We start from the raw sequence: 694 nt of genomic DNA, 5'->3' as shown, positions 1-694 counted from the left end.
AGAAATCTCAGTTTGTGTTGTAGAGAAAGGTTCGGAAGTGGGGGCGCACATTCTCTCTGGCGCGGTGTTTGAAACGCGCAGTTTGGATGAGTTGTTTCCGGATTGGAAAGAAAAGGACGCGCCGCTCAATACCAAAGTCAATCAAGATAAAACTTACTATTTAAGTAACGAACTTAATGGCCATGAACTGCCAACGTGGGCGGTGCCGAATACGCTGCATAACGATGGTAATTACATCATCAGTTTAGGTAATTTGTGCCGTTGGATGGCATCGCAAGCAGAAAACCTAGGCGTAGAAATCTACCCTGGCTTTAGTGCTAACCGAGCCATTATTGATGAACAAAACCGTGTTTGTGGCGTGATCACAGGAGATATGGGGCTCGACAAAAACGGCGAGCAAAAAGCCAATTTCGAGCCGGGTATCGAACTTCGAGCTAAGTTTACTCTGTTTGCTGAAGGGGCTCGTGGCCATATTGGTAAGCAATTGATTAACAAATTTAATCTCGCTGAAGATAAAACGCCACAGCACTATGCGATTGGCTTTAAAGAGCTGTGGGATATACCTGCAGAGCAACATCAGCAAGGATTGGTTGTTCATGGATTAGGTTGGCCGTTGGCAACCGAAGCCAGTGGTGGCAGTTATCTTTATCATCTTGAGGGCACCCAAGTCGCAGTTGGCCTGATTGTTGACCTT

1 protein-coding gene is annotated in these 694 nt (G+C 46.3%); it reads left to right on the top strand.

Annotated features, from left to right (window positions below; genetic code table 11):
• Positions 1–694: NAD(P)/FAD-dependent oxidoreductase (locus tag R8N47_RS25320; protein ID WP_318186126.1), on the top strand; the 694-nt coding region annotated here is incomplete at both ends.

This window comes from Vibrio sp. 2132-1, from assembly GCF_033344315.1.
This window is presented reverse-complemented; position numbering and strand designations above follow the sequence as displayed.